This window comes from Methanosphaerula palustris E1-9c, assembly GCF_000021965.1.
GTDB classification, from domain to species: Archaea; Halobacteriota; Methanomicrobia; order Methanomicrobiales; family Methanospirillaceae; genus Methanosphaerula; species Methanosphaerula palustris.
Window position 1 is genome coordinate 486,070 of the sequence record NC_011832.1, and the last position, 21,533, is coordinate 507,602.

The window sequence follows — 21,533 nt, forward strand, 5'->3', positions numbered from 1 at the left end:
ATGGGCCCTGTTGTCCCCCGATATGGGAAGGTATACCAGTTTATTCGAAATTAATGCGGGGGATATAGCCTTGATGCAGATCTATAAGACAAGAAAGGGGTCGGAGCCGGCGATCATCGAGATTGTAGAGACGATCTGCGAGGGCTCCTGGATATGGCTACTTGAACCATCTGAGGCTGAATTGGCGATTGTTGCGGACCAGTGCAGGATCCCCCCAGAATTCCTCCAGGCTGCCCTCGATGAAGAGGAACGACCGCGCATCGACTCTGAGGACGATGTGGTTCTGATCGTCATGGATATACCCATGACGACCGAGAGTCTTGGGGTCAAAATCCTGACCACCCACCCGCTTGGTATCATCATCACCAGGGACCATATCGTCACGATCTGCAGCCGGCGTGTCGATGTCCTGGACGATGTTCTCGCCGGCAAGATCCGACAGTTCACCACCGTGAAGAAGACCCGATTTCTCTTTCAGATCTTCTACCGGAATGCCACCTATTATCTGAATCACCTGAGGCGAATCGAGCGGAAGATGACCCAGATTGAGGTCGAACTCCGCCGCTCGATGAAGAACGAGGAACTCTTCCAGATGATGGAACTGGAGAAGAGCCTGATCTACTTTTCAACCTCGCTGAAGAGCAACGAGGCCGTCCTCGAACGGATTCTCAGGACCAAGATCCTGAAGATGTACGAGGAGGATGCCGAGCTGCTGGAGGATGTCATCATCGAGAACAAGCAGGCGATGGAGATGTCGCAGATCTACCTGCATATCCTGACTGGGATGACCCAGTCCTTTGCCTCGATCATCTCGAACAACCTGAACATTGTGATGAGGTTCCTCGCCTCAGTGACGATCATCCTCGCCATTCCTACGATGATCGCCAGTTTTTACGGCATGAATGTCATTGAAATTCCCCTTTCACAGTACCCCTTCTCCTTCGAGCTTATCTTTGGGATCGCGGTGCTCTTAGCGGTTGGGATGGGGTTGATGCTCTGGAGGAAGAAGATGTTATGATCTCAAGTTTTTTTAAGAATACGGGAAAGATGCTGGAGATCATTCTGGCCCTCCCTCATCTTCTAGCGGTGGCTTTGAAGAACGTATAGCAGAAGACCCCGCCCGGTTCAGTGGTGTGGTAGAGTGCCGTTATCCCCTTTTTCCATGCGTCCTGGTTCATCAACCCCTGCTTCTCAACCTCGTCAGCCACTCCCTCGACCATGGCTGCAAAGGTCAGTTTCGTAAAGCCTTCAACAAGTCCCGGACGGGAGGCATCGATATAGACCATCCTCGGCGAGACATGGAGATCCCGGTATCCGGCATTGGCTATGAGTGGATAGAGTTGCCTCCCGATCAGTGCGTTGCCACCCGCCTGATGCTGGAGTTCCACGAGGCAGTCGATGGCCTGCCTGGCATCCGGGTCATCCGGGTGAAAGAACGCGGAGCCGTGATCTCCCTCGATCACGGTGAGGGTCCCGCCTTCTTTGAGGAGCGGGCGAAGTCTCTCCAGTCCCTGCTGCGGTTCGGTGAGATGCTCCAGCACAAAGCAGACAAAGATGTGATCAAAGGTCGCCGGTTTGAATGGGAGGTGGAAGATATCTCCCTGTCGGAAGGTCACATTGGTGATTCCTGCATGTTGAATTGTCTCTTGTGCCTGCTTGAGGGAGGCCTCTGAAATATCGACCGACGTGATCAGGGCATCGGGGCTATTTCTCGCCAGGATCACGGTCTGGGCACCAATTCCACAGCCGGCTTCAAGCACCTGTGATCCTTTCGAGTAACGGGTGTCACGGTGGAGGAGTTCAGTGAGGGTCTGAGCCTGGTCTGTGAGCCGCTCAGATTCTCGAGCAGAATACCCATGAACATACATGTGGTATGTCATATGCTGGTACGGAATATATAGTAGTGAACAGCAATGTCCCGGTACCTCTCATATCCCGATCAGATAAATGAATTTCTTCTCTCCCCTGAACTGGTGATAGTCATGACTCAAACTGAAAAATTCCAGAGAGTCCTGGGAATCCTGCGATCGTTTAAGGAGTTCATCGAGGCAGTCGGACTTGGATGCCGGCGACCAGATCGTCTATTATGGCGTACCGGGGACATGCATCCCGTTTGTCGAACTGCTCGCCTTTGCCCTCCGCTCGCTCGACCTCGAACAGGTCTTTGTCCTCTCCTGGACGAAAAGAAGGCTGGCTGGCTCTCGACGATTTCGTTCGACTGTCTCGTCGAGGTCCCGAATCGACCTTTGATTATGATCGAATCGAGATGAAGGTCCTGACCTGAATCCGGATCGATCTGGCCAAAAAAAGGGATCAGGTGGTGAAGGGGGCGGTCACACCCAGGATCTCACTGTTGAAGGCCTCAGCGGCCTCTTTATTGTCAGACTCGATCGTCGCCCTGACCAGCGGCTCGGTTCCCGATGCCCTGACCAACGCCCAGGTCTTCCCCCGGCTGATCCGGAGTCCGTCTGTCCGATCAATCGTCTCGTTCTTGAAGTGCTCCTCAACCGCTGCCAGCAGTCCGGGGATATTGGGGGTGCGGATCTTGTTCTTGATCGTTTTGTACGGTGGGAGGTCGTCGACCAGGTCGGAGAGGGACCGTTTCAATGTCCCGAGGATTGCGACCATCGTGGCCGCGGTCATCCCCCCATCCCTGCAGAACTGGAGGTATGGGTAGATCAGCCCGCCGTTTCCTTCCCCGCCGAATGCAACCGTTTCTCCATTGGCGATCAGTTCGATCATCTTCCTGGCCACGTAGACCGAGCCGACCGGGGTGTACAGCACCGTACACCCCTGCTCTGCCGCCACGTCCTCGATCAGCAGCGATGAACTGACCGGGGTCACAACGATCCCTTTCCGCTCAGAACAGACCTGTCGTGCGACCAGCGCAAACTCGTGATTCTCCTCGATATATCTCCCCTTATTATCGATGAAGACTGCCCGGTCTGCGTCGCCGTCATGAGCGACTCCGAACGCGGCCCCAGCACTGAGGACCAGCTCAGCGAGCGGTGCAAGTCCCTCTGGTGTCGGTTCGGGCAGCCGGCCAGGGAACGTCCCGTCAAGGGTGGCGTTGATGGTGAAGACCCTGCAGCCGAGCCGTTCAAGGATAGCCGGTGTCGTCCTGGTCGCCGGCCCTGACCCGGGATCCACTGCGACGGTGATCCCCTCGCCGATCCCTGCCGGGAACTGGGAGACGATCGCGTCGATGTACTGCCCGAGCAGGTGCGGGGCCGCCTCCTCGCTGCCCACCCGGTCCCAGGATGCCAGCGTGAAGTCCAGGTCAAAGAGTCTTCGTTCGAGTTTGACGACCTCTTCGTCGCCCATCTCGGTCCCGTCGGCTTCGATGATCTTCACACCGTTGTACTCGGGGGGGTTGTGGGAGGCTGTGATCATCGCACCCCCGTCGAACCCGAGTTTCACAATATACTGCAGTGCTGGAGTCGGCAGGATGCCGACATCCACCACATTGCAGCCGGTTGCCATCAGCCCGGCCTTGACCGCGCTCGCGAACGCCTCACCTGAGGTTCTGGTGTCCCTGCCGATGGCGATCGTTCCCTTCCTCATAGAGCCGAGTGCTTCGCCGATATGGAGCACCAGTTCTGGGGTCATATCCTTGCCTGAAACCCCGCGTACCCCGTTTGTACCAAAGAGCTGTTTCTGTGCCTTCTTCTCATCAACCATTCAATATCCCCTCATCTGATCGGTGATGTACGCCTGGGATCGTACATCGATATGTCCACTAACTAGATCTGCTCTTCTCTGAAATAGAGCCTTTGGAAGCGGCTCTTCCTCATTTCTGTTTAAGGGGCCCCTCTGCATTGTCCAGTTCTGTTTGAGCCTCGATCGCCTCTTCGCGGGCCTTGATCAGCGTCTTTGCAGCTATCCCGACCCGCTGCATCACCTCGGTGATCTTGTCCTCGATGTCGATCTCGTCGTCGACATCGAGTGCAGTCCCCTCGATCTCCAGGAGGAACCGTGCGATCTCACTCGCCTCGAAGAGCATGTCGTCCAATTCCTCGGTGGTGAAGAATCCGCACATCGCCCCGTAAAAGAATGTGGAGCCAGCCTTCTTCACCTTCTTCTTGAACGAGTTTCTGGCCTGGTTTACGGCCTGGGGGGAGTAGGTGTCCTCCATAAACGGAACTAGTTCTGGGAGGTGCTGACCGATGAAGGTCATCTCCACGCCGGAACTGGTCCGGAAATCGGTGCAGAGTCTGGCCAGTGCCCACTCGCGGGCGGTGATATAGGTATGCTTCCGCAGGAACTGGTTCACCTTGTGGTAGGTGGCACCGTCCACCTTCTTGAACTTTTGGTACTTATTGATATCGTCCAAGCCGAACTGATCCCCCATGTAGAGTACCTCTGTGTAACGGTGCCATTAATATTCTGGTTTCACTGGATCTGGAAAAAAGATGTGGGCTGGTCAGTTCAACTCAAAGTAGTTGAAGTTCAGTTCATCGCCGACGAACGTGAGTCTGATCTGGTGAACACCCGGGGTCAGCGGGATCCCGGCGGTCACGGTACTGTACTGGTTTATGCCGCCGGTGGCCGGGACGGTGACGACGCCGGCATCACTGCCATCGACCGTGATCCGGATCTGTTTCCCCGCTGTCGGAGTTGCAACCCTGAATGAGCCGGTGTAGGTTCTTGTTGCCCCTGCGGTGACAGTGTAGGTGAGCCATTCGCCGTTCCTCACCCAGCCGACATCAAAGGACCGTTCGCCTGTGTTGTATTCGATGTCGACGTCGTCCTGCCGGTAGGCTCCGCCTTGGTTACCTGTGGTGGTGTCGAGGTAGGCTACCCCTTCACCACCGAGATCATAGTCCTCGGCTTCGATCCGTGCAGGTAGCACATGGGGCCGGAATGGGGTACCCTTGTAAGTGGTTGCCTGGGTCACGGTGGAAGTGGGGGTCTGAGTCGTCGGTGGCATCGTCGGGATGGTGGAGATTACCTGTGTCGGAGTCCGGGTCGGCTGCTGAACTGCACTGAAGGTGAAATAGTTCAGGTTCATCGAACCCCCGGGGAGCAGCTTGATCGTGTGGGTACCGGCAGAGAGTGAGACCTGGACGACGGTGTCCGCGTAGGTATCAAAGGAACCGGTCGTGGTGAGGATAGGGTCTGCGAGAGTAGTTCCGTCCACCTGCATCTGGATATGGGCCCCTGCGGTAGGGACGGCTGCTCGGAACGTGGTGGTGTAGGTTCCGGCGGTCGGCACGTTCACGGTATAGAGGAGCCATTCACCGTCCCTGATCCAGCCGACGTCGTAACTCTTCTCCTGCTGGCTGTATTCGATGTCGACCCCTTCCGCAGGGCGATACTGCCCTCCCTCGTTCAGGGCGGTGGTGTCATGGTAAGCGTATCCTTCGCCGCCGTTGTCAAAGTCCTCTGCCTCGATCTTCGCTGGAAGGGTGTGCTGCAGGTAGGGTGATGTGGTCCCGGTACCTGGTGTCCCAAGGGTGGTCGGCACCGTCGTCGGGATGGTTGTCGAGGGTTGGGTCGTGGGTGGTGATGTGACCGGCAGCAGGGTGGTCTGCGTGGTCACCGGACCTGCAGGTGATGCGAAGGTCATATAGTTCAGGTTCATCGACCCGCCCTTCAACAGCAGTCTGACCTGATGGGTGCCGGCAGGAAGTGATACCTGGGCGACGACATCCTGATAGACATCGAACGAATTTGAGGTCGGTATCCCGACGGTGGTGATTGGGTTTCCGTCGACAGAGACCTGGATCTGTCGTCCGAGACCAGGTGTTGCGATCCGGAATGTGGTGGTGTAAGTCCCGGTGGCTGGCACATTTACAGTGTACTGGAGCCATTCGCCGTCCCTGATCCAGCCGACATTGTAACTCATCTCCTGCTGGCTGTATTCGATGTCGACCCCTTCCGCAGGGCGATACTGCCCTCCCTCGTTCAGGGCGGTGGTGTCATGGTAGGCGTATCCTTCGCCGCCGTTGTCAAAGTCCTCTGCCTCGATCTTCGTGGGGAGGGTGTGCTGCAGATAGGGTGATGTGGTCCCGGTACCTGGTGTCCCGATGGTGGTCGGTGCCGTCGTCAGGACGGTGGTGGTTGGCGTCGTCGTGGGTGGTGATGTGGCTGGCAGCAACGTGGTCTGCGTGGTCACTGGTGTGTCTGTCGGCGTGAACTCTATGTAGTTGATGTTCTCGTAGCCGTTGTAGAGCAGTTTGATCTGGTGCTGGCCTGCAGGGAGGTATACCGTCCTGTGGACCGTTGTGTAGGTTCCATAGGAGCCGGTGTTTGGCACATCGACGGTCGTCAGCGGGGTTGAAGTGTCATCCAGCATCATGACGAGGGAGATCCCATTCCAGGCAGTCGAGACTCGGAAGTCTGCTGTGTAGGTTCCTGCAGCGGTTACGTTCACTGTGTACCGGGTCCACTCGCCGGGGAAGACCCAGCCGATGTTATAACTCTGCTCGGTCGGGTTATACTCGATATCGACCCCTTCGTCGGGACGATACTGCCCACCATCGTTACTTGTCGTTATGTCGTGATAGGCTACCCCTTCGCCACCGAGGTCGAAATCTTCTGCCTCGATCCGGGATGGGATCTGGTGTGGCATCCCGAGTTGGTAGGGTGGCGCCGCTGTTATGGTCGGTGTTGGGGCTGTGGTGACGGTGGTCGGGGTCTGGACTGGTGTCGTCGGGACCATTGTGGTGGGTTCTGTTGTCCGGGTGATCGTCACCGTGGGTGTCAGGTTCGTGGTGGGGGTCACAACCGGGGTGGTGACCACTGGGGTTGCGGGTGGGGTTACATCCGGCCGGGTGGTGAAGGTTGGGGTTGGCCCGTTGGAGAGCCAGGCATCGATATAGTTCACTGCCATTGGGGATGCGAAGTTCAACTTCAGGGTATGGGTACCGGCTGGAAGCCAGGCCTGCCGCTGGACCTCCTGGAAGGTGGTCATGGAACCGGTATCCAGTCCGACGATCGAGCAGACACTTGAGTTATCCACCTCAAGCGAACAGGCTGAGGGTCCGTTCCCTGCCAGGTCGAAGTTCAGGGTATAGATACCACTGGTCGGGATCGTCACGGTATAGGCGAGCCATTCTCCGTCGACGTCGGCGGTGACGTAGTAGGACCCCCGGGACTGTGAGTATTTGATGTCGACACCATCACTCCTGTACAGGGGGGTCTCCTCCTCCGGGGTCAGGTCGTAATACCCGACACCCTGTCCGCCATAATCATAGTCCTCGCCCTCAATCCGGGTCGGGAAGGTGTGCTGAATGAACGCCCCTGATGACGGTGTCTGGTTGGGTGTTATGTTTGCGGTCTGCGTGGGGGCTGGCGTCGTCGTGTTCACGGGGACGGTCTCGGTTGGAACGGTGGTCGGGGCCGGCGTAGTGGATGTCGGTATGGGTGTGGTCGGCGCCGTCAGGCTCTGGAGGTCGATCGATTCGATGGCCATCGGATCGTTGAAGGTGAGCTCCAGGGTATGGTTCCCCGAGGGAAGCCAGACCATCCGTTTGACGGTGGTGAACTGGTCGAGGGAACCTGTGTCAGGCACAGAGATCAGACTGATGTCCGCCCCGTCCAGCTGTACCCCGAACCGGGTACCGCCGTTGATGCCGGCAACTCGGAAGGAGGCGGTGTAGATGCCACCACTGGGTATGGTAACTGTATACCTGACCCATTCGCCAGCGCTGATCCCGGTGACCACATCGGATCCTTCTGATGCACTGTGGCTGATGTCGACGTCCTCAGGCCGGTAAGCCCCTCCCTGGTTACCCGTGGTGGTATCGTGATAGGCAACCCCTTCGCCGCCGAGATCAAAGTCTCTGGCCTCGATCTTGGTCGGGAGGGTATGATTGGGGATTGTTGGCATCGTCAGCACTGGTACAATCGTCTGTGTGGTTGGTGGTGTCGTGGCGGTGGTCGTCGGAAGGACGGTCACGGTGGGTATGGGTGTCTGGGACCCGCCTGATGCAGAGAGCACGTCGATGTAGTCCAGGTTGGAGTTGTCTGCATTATCGAAGACGAGCTTGAGTTGGTGGATACCGGCAGCCAGGTACACCTGCGTCCTGACGGTGGAGTAGGAGTCGTACGAACCAGTATTCGGCACCGTAACCCCGCCGGCATTTGTGCCATCGATCTGGAAGGTGAACGATTTATCGCTGAAGGGTGAAGCCACCTGGAAGTCAAGGTAGTAAATGCCTGCAGTCTGGACAGATATATTGTACTTCAGCCATTCTCCTGATCTGATGAATCCAACGTCATACCCACTGCCATCAGCAAGCCGTTCTACATCTACATCATCGAATCTGTACACCGATCCGTCATTCCCTGAGGTCGTGTCATGATACCCAACCTCTGCACCAGGCAGGTAATTCTCAGCTTCAATCCTTCCCGGGATGGGGTACGGGTCTAGGATCACCGGGGTGGTGATCGGGACAGGATTGATCTCCTGCTCAGGGGGCAGAGTGGGGTTTTGAGTCACGGTGACCACTGGTGCTACATAGGGAGCGTCAGAGGTCTTCAAGGAGTAGGTGTTCCCATCGGCAGGATCGTTGTAGGCATCGTTGAGATTTAAGATCGGCAGCGTTGACCCCTGTGCGGTGATGTCGAAGTATGACCCGGTTACTGGCTTCTCGTATGCACTCTCCCCCTTGTAATATCCGAGTATCGACTGCACCTGGGGGGAGATATCGGTTCTCCCTGCCGCACTGTACTGCTGGAATCCTCTGACCTGAATGTTATGTGCATAGGCGATCCAGAGGGCCCAGTTTTGGGCATCTACCGAGGTACAGTTGTTCAACTGGACATCTTCGACGTCCTTACAGAGTTTCCAGCCGTACCCGCTTCCCTCGTCAGTACATCCGTTGAAGACGTTGTCCCCGTTCTGCTCGTCATAAAACCCATAGTTCCTGTTATTGATCGAACGGCAGTTGTTCAACGTGGTCCCCATCGCGATCGTGTACCCTGCCATATAGAAGTGTGCAGCTACAGGGGGTTGTACTGTGAAATCCCCCTCATTGGTGTTCCGCTGCCCATTGTTGGTGCTGAGGCAGTCAGTCAACACGATGTTCTGCTGGTTGTCGCCTGGCTCGAAGTGGAACCCTGATTCCCAGTTGTTGTTTGCTACACAGCGTATGACCTGGCAGTCGACCAGGTCGTTACTCTCATGGAAGTCGAACCCTGTCGCCCAGGGCCATCCCTCGGCGTTCCCGCACTGGGTCGCCGAACAGTCGATGAACCGGATGTTCTTGATCATCTTTGGGGTCCCCTGGCCGTTCAGATTGAACCCATGGGTGCCGATGTTGGTGGCGCTGCACTGGTTGAACTCGATATCCTCGACGACTCTGTTGTCAGCCCAGACAAAAAATGCCCCGTTCGCCCCCATATCATCGACTTTGCCTGGATAGTAGCCAAGCAGGTCATCCTTTGCGGCGACGTTTCTGACCTGTATGTGGCTGGCGGTGATCCTGACCCATCCGCGGCCGGTGATGGTGAAGTCCTCCAGCGTGACGTAGGGCTGGTCGACTTTGATACCCATATAATATCCCTGGATGTCGATGATCGTCTTATCGACCCCTTCCCCTTTGAGGGTGGTATAGGCTCCGGGCACGATATTGTCGGTGCAGTGATAGGTTCCTTCCTTCAGTAACACGGTCCCCCCATCCCAGGGAAGGGATGCGATCGCTGCCTTGATCTGGTCCTGGTCGCCTGATCCGGTACAGATAAACTGGGCCGATGTTTTGGAGAGCGCACTGCTGTCCTGCGCTGCCACCACCACGGTGACCGCGGCGGCACCCTCGATCAGACAGAGGAGCAGGAGCAGAGCTATGAGTATTTGCACTGTTCCAGGTTTATTCATACAGAATTCTCCAGGGGGTCGTGTATTCGATCGGTCATAAAAGAAGCAACAGTTAGAATGGTGAATAAATTATTAAATATTTCTGTTTTTTTATATCAATAAATGTAGGGTATTTGACTTTTTGTATAAAAAAATCGAGAATTGCTGATTTATTCACGATATTACGTTTCTTCTTCTCTAGAGGTGTTTTATTTGGGGGTTAACTCATGTTTTCTGCTATCGCCTTTCCTTTGGGAATGACAACGACCGGAACCGTCTATGAACATCTATTTATGCGAGAGGATCGTATAGAATTGAGCAGGGTTATCCCTCATCGGTCCCGGTAGGGTAGTGGACATCCTAGAAGCTTGCGGAGCTTTTGACCCGGGTTCAAGTCCCGGCCGGGGCGTTTTCGTTTTTTTCATCCTCTTGAGATTTCTATCCTGATTTTGATAGATGATGCTTCTCTGTTGACTCGTCATTCTTTTCTTCTACGATCATCCTCTCGATAGTTCCACCCAGCTCCCGCCCGATCGAGATGAGGGTCTCCCTCTCCTCAGGAGAGATCATATGCCTTCGTGTGCTGACCACGTTCAATGCACCGATGATCCTGGCCTTGGTGTGGAGGGGGACGCTCTCCACAGACTGGAAGCCATAAGGAATGGCATGATCCGGGGAAACCTCTTCATAATGTTCGGTTATGATAGTAATTCCTTCGATGAAGAGTTTGCAATAGGGGATCCCGTCGAGGTGAACCTCTCTACCTTTGGCGAGGAACTCCGGTGACAGGTTCCTGGAATGGACAACCCTGGCGATTCTGGCAGCCAGGTCAACCAGATAGATTCCTCCTGCATCAAAGTCCAGCAGGCCGCAGCGTCTCATTCTGGATGTCACCGAGTACCTGTTGGCGATTGGTGGCCTGGTTTGCCGTGTTGATGAATGCGAGGGCCTTTGTTCTTCTTGAGAGCGTCTCCTCATTATAAGTGAGTGCCACTCTTGCCAACCGATCTTCGTTGATATCTCTCACAGTGGAGAGAAACTCATGATCCCCAGAGGGTACGAACTGACTCTCAAAAAATGTGTTTCATCCCTGAAGTTGAGGCAGTATTCATATCGTTGGGGGTGTCCGGTCTCTACAACAAGGGTGATATCTCAAATATCGTTCGATAGAGATTCTCAGACTCCTGAAGAACTCGTTCGGCCTCTTTGCTCTCTGTGATATCATGAATGGCGCCGGCCACTTTGGTCGGTTTTCTGTCACCTGTGCGGAGGATCAGTTGTGCGACTGAATGAATGATCCGCTGGGGGGACCATCTGCCGGGGTCAATAGTATATTCAAGGTCGTGTCTCTTCTCACCTATGATCAGGTCCTGAAGTGCCTTTTGCACCCTCTCCTGGTTTAGGATGTAGGCTTCAATCTCTTCGGTGGCCACAGTTCCGGACTGTCAGTGGATCCCAAAGATCCTGAGCCCCTCATCAGAGGCCCAGAGTGTCTTTGTCTTTAGGCTGTACTCCCAGTTCCCGGTCTTCCCGATAGCCTGTGGGCCATCCGCAGTCGCTCGTCATTAGTACGGAGTGCATCCTCGGTCTGTCGACGTTGTACCACGATCCTGATCTTGTGCATGAGTTCAGCAAACAGGGACCTCGGGTCACCTCCCTTCAGGAGGTAAAAATCTGCCCCGCTTTTCAGCGCCTGGATGACCACTTCCTCCCTCCCATGTCCGGTGAAAAGAATGAAGGGTGTGGAGCCAAACCTGACGCGGACCTCTTTTAAGAAGGTGATGCCATCTTTTTTCAGCATCTGGTAATCAGAGATGATCGCTTCATACACTGAAAGCTCCCCCGATGAGTCTGTGTTTCCAGTGCAGACGTGTCCGTATCGATGGTGAACTCATGGGAAATCTCCAGGTAGAATTTTGTTACCTCTAGGAGGTCCGCTTCGTCATCGATGTAGAGAACATGATGCATTGGAGGCACCTGGCTATGACTCGGTATTGACCAATTGACATAAATATTCATGGTTTTTTATGCCGCCTTTCTGATCGCTTTTCCGATTGCAGTATGCCAGGTCGGCTCGCTGTCATCTTATCGATTCAGACGAATATTTTTTTGTGTGAAGACCAGTTTGTCTCTCCCGTACCTCTCATATCAGGTCTCTCATCAAATTCCATTTTTGACCAGAGAATATATAATCTATCACTATTAATAATGATAATTAACCCCGGCAGAGGGACCAGACTATTCCACATCCCAATTGGGTGTGGATGATCCCTTTTATAGGGGTAAGCAGGACAGGGGTCTGATATCATGCACGAGATTAAGGAATCATTCGATGTGAAACTCGCAGAGGATGAAAAGTATTATGTCCCTGACGAAAAATACCGCCGTACATCTTGGATTGGGGACTATCAGCGCAGGTACGACGAGTTCCTTGCCGACCCGGATGCATTCTGGAACGACATTGCAGAGGAACTCGACTGGGTCAGACACTGGGATAGGGTTCTCGAGTGGAACTACCCTTACGCGAAATGGTTCGTCAATGCCAGGCTGAACATCACATCCAACTGCCTAGACCGCCATGTTGCCAGTGACCGGCGGAACAAGGCCGCCCTGATCTGGCGTGGGGAGGATGGAACAGAACGGGTCTATACCTACCAGAAATTGCTGACAGAGGTGATCCACTTTGCGAATGGCCTCAAGAAGGTCGGGGTTTCGAAAGGGGACAGGGTCTGCATTTACATGCCGATGGTCCCTGAACAGGCGATCGCCATGCTGGCCTGTGCCCGAATCGGTGCTGTACACAGTGTGGTCTTCGCCGGGTTCGGTGAGACCGCATTGAATATGAGGATCACGGACGCCCAGGCCAAGATTGTGATCACCGCCGACATCTCGATACGACGCGGAAAGGCGATCCCGCTGATCACCATCGTCAAGGAGGCGATCCTGAACGCTCCGAGTGTAGAACACCTGGTGATCCTCCGCCGGCGGAGGGAACCCCCGGTGGAGATGCGGCCTGACTTTGAACTCGACTTCTATGAACTGATGAGAAACGGAGGTGCTGATTGCCCCCCCGAGGCGATGGATGCAGAAGATCCGCTCTTTATGCTCTATACGAGTGGTTCAACCGGTACCCCAAAGGGGGTGGTCCATACCTGCGGAGGCTACATGGTCGGGACGTACTACACGAGCAAGTATGTCTTCGACCTCAAGGAGAACGACATCTACTGGTGCACAGCAGACCCCGGCTGGATCACCGGCCACAGTTACATTGTGTACGGACCGTTGATCGTCGGCGCCACCGTCTTCATCAGTGAGATGACTCTGGATTACCCGGACCCCGGCATCTGGTGGAGGCTGATCGAGGAGCAGCGGATCAATATCTTCTACACGGCGCCGACTGCAATCCGGACATTCATGAAACTGGGGGAGGCATGGCCGGAGAAATATGACCTCAGTTCCCTCCGGATCATCGGGTCGGTGGGCGAACCGCTCAACCCCGAGGCCTTTGAATGGTACTACCATGTGATTGGAAAGGACCGCTGTCCGATCGTCGACACCTGGTGGCAGACTGAGACCGGTATGCAGATGATCACCACAATGGTCGGTGAGCCGATGCGCCCCGGCTTTGTCGGAAAGGGGATCCCTGGCGTGGTGGCTGATGTCGTGGACAAAGATGGTGCGTCAGTTCCACTTGGTTCAGGTGGGTTCCTGGTCATCCGAACTCCCTGGCCGGCGATGTTTCGGACCATCTACAACAATGACGAACGGTACCGGCAGTACTGGGAGACGATTCCAGGGGTCTATACCGCCGGCGACCTCGCGGTGAAGGGAACGGACGGGTATATCATGGTGATCGGCCGATCCGATGACATCATCATCATATCCGGGCATAACATTGGGACCGCTGAGGTGGAGAGCGCCCTCGTCTCCCATCAGGCGGTTGCCGAGGCCGCTGCCATTGGAAAACCAGATCCATTGAAAGGGAACAGCATCAAAGCGTTCGTCATCCTCCGGGTGGGGAACGCCCCGAGTGAGAAACTGAAGAAGGACCTGATGTACCACGTGCGGATGACCATCGGCCCGATCGCTGTGCCGCAGGAGATCGCGTTCGTCGAGAAACTGCCAAAGACGCGAAGCGGGAAGATTATGCGCCGGGTTCTGAAAGCTCAGGAGATGGGCGTCGACCCCGGTGACATCTCCACCCTAGAGGAGTAGATGCTGCAGTTTCTTGATAAGTTATGGGCAGCAGGGTATGCTGAAACATCAACAAAAAAGATAAGATGTGAGGAGAAAAATGGCTAACGAATCTGGTACCACCATCACACCGGTAAAGAATCTCGATGTTACGGCGAACCCGGCCCCCCTTGGGCTCCTGGGTTTTGGGATGACGACTGTCCTCCTGAACCTGCACAATGCAGGATTCTTTGCACTGGGTTCTATGATCCTTGCGATGGGTATCTTCTATGGAGGTCTGGCCCAGGTCATCGCTGGCATCGAGGAATGGAAGAAGAATAACACCTTTGGCGCAACTGCGTTCACGTCATATGGTTTGTTCTGGCTATCGTTCGCCGGTCTGCTGGTGCTTCCGAAGATGGGGCTTGCAGAGGCCTCTGACAAGACTGCCATGGCAGCGTATCTCGCGATGTGGGGGTTGTTCACTGGTGTCATGTTCATCGGGACACTGAAGGCAAACCGGGCTCTCCAACTCGTATTCGGCTCGCTGACGATCCTGTTCATCCTGCTGGCCCTTGGAGACCTCACCGGTAATGCGACGATCACCATGGTAGCGGGCTATGAGGGGATCATCTGCGGGTTCTCTGCTATCTATGCAGGTCTCGCCCAGGTGCTCAACGAGATGTATGGGCGGACCGTTGCACCGCTGGGATGATCCCGTCACCGCAGGATAAACCTGCACTCATTCTTTTTTTTGAATCTAGAGAACCTGATATACCCGGTTCATCATAACGGATCTGTCGGGTGGATAATCGTCTGCAACGCCATCTGGCGTCCGCAGATCCAACTTTTTCTCTTCAGGAGATTCTACTGATCTTCTGACCAGTGACTGGATTTTGCCCCTTTGCAGTTGGGATGGTTATCGTTCTCGTGATGATGGGACCTGGTAGAGATCCGAATGGTTGAGGAGTCGGATAGGATCGATGCGGCATGGTCGGATGCGAATCAAAACGAAGCACCCCTCAGGGGATGCTTCGTGTGGATGAAGAATGGGGAGATCCCCACTTCAAAAATCCCATCATCAGAGTGAATTAAAGAGCATGACCACATCATTGAAGTTGATCTTCCCGTCCCCGGTGAAGTCGAAGGCGGCGACCGGTTCATTCGCGGCAATCCAGTCCATCTGGTTGAAGAAGAGCACGACGTCATTGAAGTCGAGCACCCCGTTGCCGTTCACGTCCTCGTACGTACCATCCCCGTTCAGATCTCGCGGGACACCGGTCCCTCCCGGGACGATCCCGATCGGGACAGTGGATTTCGTGAACTCGATCCAGTTGATGTTCTGGCCATCACCTGAGAAGGTTAAATTCAGGACATGCATGCCGGCCGTGAGCGTGACCGGGATCGGGACCGTTGAACCCGTGGGTCCGGGTGTCGGTGTCTGCGGGGGAAGGTCGACGTACATAAACGGGGTGACGTTGGTGAACGTAGCGAAGGATCCGGTGTTCGGGATGGTGATCGTCGGGAATTGGACCCCGTCGATCGAGAGCTCGACGGTCCGGTCGTTGTTCGGGCTTGCCACGCGGGCCGTCAGGGTGTATGAACCAGCCTGGGTGACGTTCACCGTGTAGGTGAGCCACTCGCCGTCCCTGATCCAGCCGACGTCCGGCGTACCCTCCGCGGGGTTGGCCTCGATGTCGACATCATCCTGGCGATAGGCACCGCCAGTGTTACCTGGTGTTGTGTCGTGGTACGCGATCCCTTCACCGCCGAGGTTGTAGTCCTCGGCCTCGATCCGGCCCGGGATGGTCAGGGCTTTATAGGGCGTTGGGCTGACCCCCTCGAATGGGTACCCAGGTGTTCCACCCAGGATCTCACCGAGCGAAAGACCGCCGTAGATCAGATCGTTGGGTGTGATCATAAGGTCGGTCACGATGACGAAGTGCGGATCACGGTGGTCGATCCGGTGCCAGCCTCTGGAGAAGACATTCAGCGCGTCGATCTGTAGGTCTCCATTATAATATTTCTCGATCTCCCATCGATCCCCATTCTTTACCACGTCGTATGTGGTGTAGATCGGGAACGACCCCTCGGTCCACTGCACCCGGGCGACCACCTGTCCTGTTGTGTTCGAGGCATCAGTACCGAGGACATCCCCGACCAGGTACCGGGGTTGATCGCTCTGGCTCGGGGGAGAGTCCCAGAGTTCAGGTCCGTAGCCTTCCCCGGCAAGGAATTCGGCGAACGAGAGATGGTACCACCCAGTGTCGCCGGTATTGGTGATTGTATCATTCACGATGACGGTGTGCGGATCCGCATGGGCGAGTCGGCGCATGCCCATGCTGATCAGTGTCTCCTCTGGCAGGCCGAAGCCATTGTAGTCGAACGAATCGATCTCCCAGCGGTCCCCATTCTTCACCACGTCGTACGTTCTGTAATAAATCTGGCCGTTATTGGTGTATTCTCTCCCGATCAGGGTTCCACCTGTGGGAGCATACGTATTGTTCAGGATGTCACCGGTGACATAAAGCGGGGTTCCCGCTCCGGTCTCTCTTGGAGCGGGCTCGACCGGGTAGGCGATGCCGGCCAGGGCCTCGGCCAGCGAGAGGCCGGTGTACTGCATATCCCCACCGGTGATCGTCGGGTCCGTGATGACCACGAGGATCGGGTCAGCATGCGCGACCCTGTATGCGTGAAGGTTCACAACAAGGTTCTGTTCATCGACCTGAAAATTGCCGTGCCAGTACTTCGGGATCTCCCAGCGCCCGGCTCTGCTGACCACGTTGTAGGTAGTATAAATCGGGGTCGCGCCGCCGGTCTGCACTCCGGCGACCACAACAGTCTCGTTTATACTGATAGTTAGGACATCACCCACCACATAGCGTGGGGTTCCGGGGGTGTAAGCGTTGTCTGCCGTAACCGGTACGATGAGAAGGAGGAGCAGCACTACTGCGAAATATCGCATAAGGATATGCTAGTCGTTCAACTATATATCACTGGGTTTGGTGAGCCCGGGCTATGGGTTCTTTGCCCCTCCTGTGCTGTGCAGTTTTAATATGGGGATTTGCGGTACTTCAGCTCGACTTTGGGTGGCAGGCTGCACATTTGATCAGAATTGTTAAGGAGTTCACAGGTTGAGATCATACTGAAGGTGCAGATGACAGGATCTGTTCGATCATGAGGTGGGCGTTCATCGTCCTGCCGGCTCTGGTTATCGCCCTGGTAGCGGCTCTGGTCCTCGTCCAGAGTGGAACCGCTGCCGACCCCCTGAAGATCAATGGTATCCGACTCTCCTCGGCCGATTCAGAGCCGAATTATCCCACGATATCAGGTCAGTATGTGGTCTGGGAGGAGGATCGAGGAGTAGATGCTCAGATCTGGCTGTACAACCTGACGACAAACTCCAGCCGCCCTCTCTCCCCGCATCTGGGGAACCAGTTCGCGCCGGCCATCTCTGGTGATCGGGTGGTCTGGCAGGACAAGCGGAACGGGAATTGGGATATCTATCTGTACAACATCACGACTGGTGTGGAGGCCCCGGTCTGCACGGATCCTGCAAAACAGGTCAGACCACGGATTTCCGGAGATGCTATCGTCTGGACAGATTATCGGAATGGCAATCCTGACATCTACCGGTACGATCTCGGTACCCAGACAGAGCAACCTGTCTGTATTGACCCCGCAACGCAGTAGCTTCCCGACGTATCAGGGGATCGTATCGTCTGGGAGGATTATCGGGAAGGATTCGTTAATTCAGGAGATATCTACCTGTATAACATTACCTCTCAGCAGGAGCAGGTCGTGGTCAACCTCTCAAGGGGCCAGTGGGCTCCCTCGATCTCTGGTGATCGAGTGGTCTGGCAGGACTACCGTTCTGGCGCGGCATTTGATATCTACATGAGGAACCTGACTACCGATAGTGAACAGGTGATCTGTGCGGATCCCGGGCGACAGTGGCTGCCGAAGGTATCTGGGGATCTGGTGACCTGGGTGGACTCCAGTGGTGAGGAATGGACGATCACCGCCTATAATCTGACCTCCGGGGTTAGGTACCAGTTCGGCTCTGGTACAGCAGATCAGTGCTGGTCTGAGGTGTCAGATGGTCGGGTGGTCTGGATGGATTACCGGGACAATCAGAACAAGGTTTACCTGTCAGACCTGACTGGTTCAAACGCTTCATAACCCCTAATCTAAAGTTCATGGAGATCCCGTATGGAACATTCAATGTTTCTTATGGTCATCGGTATTCAGATCGTACTCGTCATCGTCGTAATGCTCATCTCCTCCAGGGGACTCGACGGCGGGGCTGGTAAAAAGGGAGATCTGCAGTGATAATCGAGAATTTGAATGGTTGAGTCAGACGAATCGAACGACCAGTATGACGGATGGTTCTGCTCTTTGGAATGCCGGCCGGCAGCCCATTGACCTGCGTGCAACCCGATCCAATAGCAGATGCATGGGTTGATATCGCCGGCCGGAGCCGGTCAGAGAATGAAAGAATTTTCGATCTATCAGACATTTTCGGTCCAAGTATTTCATAACGTTTATATGTAAAAAATTATTATTATTATCTACTATGGAACGTTCAATGCTTCTTATGGTTGTTGGTCTTCTGGCTGTCATCGTCATCGCTGTCACAGCCATCTCCTATCTGGGGCTCGATGGTGGACTGTTGCAGGGAAATCTGCAGGGTATGATGTGTGTAGCCAGGCCATACGGCCAATAACTGGATACTTTTAACCTCCTTCTTTTTTAAGCGTCAGATCTGTTATCACATCATCGCATAATAGATTGCGGCCACTGGAAAGAGTACACTGCCTGCAGCCATCACACCATACCAGAGCCAGGAGCCCTGGGCATAGGGGGGGAGGGTTCTATCCAGGTAAATCAGCAGCAGCCCGACGAGGCCAAAGACCATCATTGAGAGGGTGACGAGTTCCTTGGCGAGATATTTGTCTCCTATAAATGCGAAGATGATGAAGAGCGCGGCAAAGACAAGGACCATCCCTTTGTACAGCCTGTCCTCGGCGTCTTTCCGGTTTATCGTCTGCGCAATGAGCGTCGCGACTGCTCGGGCTCTGCCATCCAGGGCCCCGATCAGGTAGACAAAGAGGGTGACGAAACTGATGATCAGAAAGATCGTCATCCCGAACGGAACCGTGTTAAGCGTATGCCCGATCAGCCTGATCATCAGGTCGTTCTCGAAGGCCGACATTCCCTCCTCATTCATCACCACGAACCCGATCGTGAGGTAAAAGAACGAGAGGAGGCCGAGGAGCAGAAACCCGAGGGTGAGATCGAAAGAGACCAGATTGATATGTTCCTTAAAGAAGGCTTCGCCATGGGCCCCTTTAGTCTCCTTCTCCAGCCACATCGAGTAGCAGAGGAGTGAAAGCCCGGTCCCGAGAGAAGCCATGATCGAACCGATATAGTAGAGCAGTTCGTTGTTTCCAAGGTCCGGGGCGAATCCGGCAGCGATGTCAGGGACTGAAAAGTACAGGGTGTTGAGGTTGTATAGCAACCCGCAAACGATGATCACCCCTGCAACCACCATGATCTTCTTGAAGAGCGGGTATGAGTTGTGATACAGGATGGCGGTGATCCCTGCGATCATCAGGATGACGGTCAGTTTGGCAGGTAACTCGATTGGGAGGATTGAGGCAAGCAGGCTTGCAGCCACCATCGCACCAGCCCCGTGGTTCATAACCTCGATCAGATAGATCCCACCGATGACCGGTGTCTCCACGGTCCGGAAACCCGGGACTCTGCGCAGCCCGGCATAGATGTTCTCCCCCTGTGAGACTGTATACCTGGCGATCCCTCTGTTGAAAGCGTACTTGTAGACAAGGACCGCAAGGATGGCCCAGAGGATCAGGTAACCATAGTCAGAGCCGAGTCCGATGAGGGTTAAGAGGCCGACCCAGCCCGCCGAGGACATGGCAAGGGACAGCCCGGGGCCGACAAACCTGAACCTCTTTCTGATCAGATCCCACAGGTGCGGAATGGAAAACATGGATGACGCCATCGCTAATCATTAATGTCTGCCTAAACACGGATATGTATGTCTGTTTAAGAATAGAAAAGACATGTTTTTAACTATCATCTGCGCATCCCTGTAAGTGATCGATCTTACGGAAGTTCCATTGGTATCACGATGGTATAGGCCCGGACTGGCCTTCTTCTCCCTACTGCTGGCCGGCTCGCTCGGCCTTCTCCTGGCCGTTCTCCTCCTACCATCCCACACCTTCGATGGGTATGGGACGGTCAGCAATGGCCTGCAGTTGCTGACCAGTATCGCCTGTCTGATCGTCTGTGTATCTGCATACATCTTCTGGTCACGGGACCTGTTGCTGATTTATGCAGGGTTTGCATTTGGTGGTTGGACCCTGGCCAACACCTTCTGGTATGCCTACACCCTGATCATCGGGCCAACACTGATGTACCCAACCGTCTCTGAAGCGGGTTTTCTCGGGGTCTTCCTCTTCCTGGCTTCAGGCTATTTGGAGGTCTTTCCCAGTTCTGCCTGGTCACTGCCCCGGTTGGGGGGTTTTGCCATCTGTCTCATCATACTCTTATCCGTTCCTGTATACCTGATCATCCAACTCGGCCTCACCCTCTCAACAGGGGTCACTCTCCTCTTCTTTTTCTTCGGTGGATACCTGCTCCTTGTCTCCCTCTCTCGCCAGGTCTATGAAGAGCGTTTCCTCTTCGCCGGAACGCTTATGGTGATCGTGGCCCACCTGATCTATGCGGTCCGTGAGGCTGCATACCCTGACTTCTGGCTGTTTCGAATCGTCGGTCCCCTGGTTGTGTTATCGTTCTGTCTGCTGGAGATCGGGTTGTTGCAGCGGATATGGGAGGGACGGATATGATCGTTGCATTCTTCCTTGCGGCAGCGATCCCGCTCTGTTTTCTGCAGATCTTCCTCGAAGGTAAACAGCGGGTGATCGTCTCGTTCCTGGTCTGGGGACTCTGTGCCGGGGTGATAGCGTATTACCTCAACTCCAGTCTGGCCGACCTCTTCGCCTCGACTACCATGATCCCCGGTATCACGATCGCCCCGGTTGTCGAGGAGTTTCTCAAAGCGCTGCCCCTCTTTCTGATCCTGCCGCTGACCGGTCGACGGTATGATCGGTCGTTGCTGGTGCTGGCCATGGCCTCTGGATTCGGATTTGCGATCCTTGAGAACTACGTCTATCTCTCCGATCTCACCCTGACTGGGGTCGGTCCTATCGTGTACGCCGTACTCCGGGGGATCACCAGTTCATTGATGCATGGATGTATGACCGCGATCATCGGCTATGGGATCTTCCTGACGAGCAATCTTTCAAAAAGGTCTCTCCCGGTCCTCCTCTTCGGTCTGTACACCATTGCGATCACCCTCCATGCCCTCTACAACCTGCTGGTTGAATACTCTGGGATTGGCAGGGTGTTCGCCATCAGCGCGCCGCTGACTCTCTTCATTCTGCTGCTCGTGGCTTACAACTGGGGGGTGCTGATAGGAGAAGTGGATGGCCAGAAGGAATGATCTCCTGAGATCCGGTCATATCTTTTTCAG

18 protein-coding genes and 1 tRNA gene are annotated in these 21,533 nt (G+C 55.0%); 10 read left to right on the forward strand and 9 right to left on the reverse strand.

Annotation, left to right across the window (positions count from 1 at the left end; all coding sequences use genetic code 11):
* Positions 1–73 precede the first annotated feature (73 nt).
* Positions 74–1,018, forward strand: a complete 945-nt coding sequence (locus MPAL_RS02450; RefSeq protein ID WP_012617177.1) for a magnesium transporter CorA family protein — start codon at positions 74–76, stop codon at positions 1,016–1,018.
* 55 nt (positions 1,019–1,073) lie between these two features.
* On the opposite strand, the gene MPAL_RS02455 is transcribed toward MPAL_RS02450, so the two are convergent.
* The gene (locus tag MPAL_RS02455; RefSeq protein ID WP_012617178.1) at positions 1,074–1,880 is read right to left on the reverse strand and encodes a methyltransferase domain-containing protein; all 807 of its coding nucleotides are present in this window, start codon (positions 1,878–1,880) and stop codon (positions 1,074–1,076) included.
* Positions 1,881–2,058: 178 nt separating this feature from the next.
* Between MPAL_RS02455 and MPAL_RS02460 the strand changes: the two genes are divergently transcribed.
* Positions 2,059–2,250 (forward strand): DUF2124 family protein, encoded by a 192-nt coding sequence (locus MPAL_RS02460; protein WP_048145087.1) that lies wholly within the window; start codon positions 2,059–2,061, stop codon positions 2,248–2,250.
* A 63-nt stretch (positions 2,251–2,313) separates the two neighbouring features.
* Here the strand turns inward: MPAL_RS02460 and glmM are convergent, their stop codons facing one another.
* From glmM to MPAL_RS02475, 3 genes are all read right to left on the reverse strand, one after another.
* Positions 2,314–3,681 (reverse strand): phosphoglucosamine mutase, encoded by a 1,368-nt coding sequence (gene glmM, locus MPAL_RS02465; RefSeq protein ID WP_012617179.1) that lies wholly within the window; start codon positions 3,679–3,681, stop codon positions 2,314–2,316.
* Between the two features lie 109 nt (positions 3,682–3,790).
* A complete protein-coding gene (locus MPAL_RS02470; protein WP_012617180.1) occupies positions 3,791–4,351 on the reverse strand; it encodes a DUF5806 family protein in 561 nt (186 codons plus the stop codon).
* A gap of 72 nt (positions 4,352–4,423) precedes the next feature.
* The gene (locus MPAL_RS02475) at positions 4,424–9,823 is read right to left on the reverse strand and encodes a carbohydrate-binding protein (protein ID WP_012617181.1); all 5,400 of its coding nucleotides are present in this window, start codon (positions 9,821–9,823) and stop codon (positions 4,424–4,426) included.
* A gap of 316 nt (positions 9,824–10,139) precedes the next feature.
* Here MPAL_RS02475 and MPAL_RS02480 point away from each other — a divergent pair.
* Positions 10,140–10,211, forward strand: a tRNA-Arg gene (locus tag MPAL_RS02480).
* 29 nt (positions 10,212–10,240) lie between these two features.
* On the opposite strand, the gene MPAL_RS02485 is transcribed toward MPAL_RS02480, so the two are convergent.
* The 3 genes from MPAL_RS02485 to MPAL_RS02495 form a co-directional block, all read right to left on the reverse strand.
* The gene (locus MPAL_RS02485) at positions 10,241–10,684 is read right to left on the reverse strand and encodes a GAF domain-containing protein (protein ID WP_012617182.1); all 444 of its coding nucleotides are present in this window, start codon (positions 10,682–10,684) and stop codon (positions 10,241–10,243) included.
* A 251-nt stretch (positions 10,685–10,935) separates the two neighbouring features.
* Positions 10,936–11,235, reverse strand: a complete 300-nt coding sequence (locus tag MPAL_RS02490; protein ID WP_048145089.1) for a diguanylate cyclase family protein — start codon at positions 11,233–11,235, stop codon at positions 10,936–10,938.
* A gap of 68 nt (positions 11,236–11,303) precedes the next feature.
* Positions 11,304–11,633: a response regulator gene (locus MPAL_RS02495; protein ID WP_148208107.1), complete on the reverse strand. Its 330-nt coding sequence runs from the start codon at positions 11,631–11,633 to the stop codon at positions 11,304–11,306.
* A gap of 476 nt (positions 11,634–12,109) precedes the next feature.
* On the opposite strand from MPAL_RS02495, the gene acs reads away from it, so the two are divergent.
* Together acs and MPAL_RS02505 are read left to right on the forward strand one after the other, a co-directional pair.
* Positions 12,110–14,017, forward strand: coding sequence for an acetate--CoA ligase (gene acs, locus MPAL_RS02500; RefSeq protein WP_012617183.1), 1,908 nt, complete (start codon positions 12,110–12,112; stop codon positions 14,015–14,017).
* Between the two features lie 79 nt (positions 14,018–14,096).
* Positions 14,097–14,690: an acetate uptake transporter gene (locus MPAL_RS02505; protein WP_012617184.1), complete on the forward strand. Its 594-nt coding sequence runs from the start codon at positions 14,097–14,099 to the stop codon at positions 14,688–14,690.
* Positions 14,691–15,056: 366 nt separating this feature from the next.
* Here MPAL_RS02505 and MPAL_RS15440 read toward each other — a convergent pair whose 3' ends face one another.
* Positions 15,057–16,940 carry a carbohydrate-binding protein gene (locus MPAL_RS15440; RefSeq protein WP_012617185.1) on the reverse strand — a complete coding sequence of 628 codons (1,884 nt, stop codon included), beginning with the start codon at positions 16,938–16,940 and terminating at the stop codon, positions 15,057–15,059.
* Between the two features lie 212 nt (positions 16,941–17,152).
* Here MPAL_RS15440 and MPAL_RS17665 point away from each other — a divergent pair, with 212 nt between their 5' ends.
* The 3 genes from MPAL_RS17665 to MPAL_RS17155 all read left to right on the forward strand — a co-directional run bounded on the left by MPAL_RS17665 (position 17,153) and on the right by MPAL_RS17155 (position 18,701).
* Positions 17,153–17,668: a TolB family protein gene (locus MPAL_RS17665; RefSeq protein ID WP_012617186.1), complete on the forward strand. Its 516-nt coding sequence runs from the start codon at positions 17,153–17,155 to the stop codon at positions 17,666–17,668.
* A 108-nt stretch (positions 17,669–17,776) separates the two neighbouring features.
* On the forward strand, positions 17,777–18,157 hold the full coding sequence (locus tag MPAL_RS17670; protein ID WP_012617187.1) for a hypothetical protein: 381 nt from the start codon (positions 17,777–17,779) through the stop codon (positions 18,155–18,157).
* Positions 18,158–18,572: 415 nt separating this feature from the next.
* Positions 18,573–18,701 carry a hypothetical protein gene (locus tag MPAL_RS17155; protein WP_269078472.1) on the forward strand — a complete coding sequence of 43 codons (129 nt, stop codon included), beginning with the start codon at positions 18,573–18,575 and terminating at the stop codon, positions 18,699–18,701.
* A gap of 45 nt (positions 18,702–18,746) precedes the next feature.
* On the opposite strand, the gene MPAL_RS02520 is transcribed toward MPAL_RS17155, so the two are convergent.
* Positions 18,747–20,000, reverse strand: coding sequence for a hypothetical protein (locus tag MPAL_RS02520; RefSeq protein WP_148208109.1), 1,254 nt, complete (start codon positions 19,998–20,000; stop codon positions 18,747–18,749).
* Between the two features lie 94 nt (positions 20,001–20,094).
* On the opposite strand from MPAL_RS02520, the gene MPAL_RS02525 reads away from it, so the two are divergent.
* Positions 20,095–20,847 carry a hypothetical protein gene (locus tag MPAL_RS02525; protein ID WP_048145093.1) on the forward strand — a complete coding sequence of 251 codons (753 nt, stop codon included), beginning with the start codon at positions 20,095–20,097 and terminating at the stop codon, positions 20,845–20,847.
* On the forward strand, positions 20,844–21,503 hold the full coding sequence (locus tag MPAL_RS02530) for a PrsW family glutamic-type intramembrane protease (protein WP_012617192.1): 660 nt from the start codon (positions 20,844–20,846) through the stop codon (positions 21,501–21,503). Before MPAL_RS02525 ends, MPAL_RS02530 begins: the two co-directional genes overlap by 4 nt.
* Positions 21,504–21,533: the final 30 nt, after the last annotated feature.